Genomic DNA, 229 nt, shown 5'->3' with positions numbered 1-229 from the left:
CAACCACAAATTGATAGTAAGGCAGGTAAGGTTATTGGTGCAGAGGCTTTAATACGTTGGCAACATCCAGAGCTTGGACTGATTTCTCCTTTTGAGTTTATACCTATCGCAGAAGAAACGGCGCAGATTATTTCAATTGGGAAGTGGACGTTACAGAAAGCGTGTCAACAACTGAAAGAATGGCATTCTGCGGGCTTTTCAAATCTAAAGATGGGGATAAATTTATCAG

1 protein-coding gene is annotated in these 229 nt (G+C 41.0%); it reads left to right on the top strand.

All coding sequences use genetic code 11. The features are described 5' to 3' along the window. Positions 1-229 (top strand): EAL domain-containing protein (locus tag HFD78_RS29320; protein ID WP_191968163.1); only part of this gene is annotated, 229 nt, incomplete at both ends.

It is taken from the genome of Bacillus sp. EKM501B (genome assembly GCF_011800505.1).
GTDB lineage: Bacteria > Bacillota > Bacilli > Bacillales > Bacillaceae_G > Bacillus_A > Bacillus_A cereus.
Note: the sequence above shows the minus strand (reverse complement) of the source record. Positions and strands in the feature narration are given on the sequence as shown.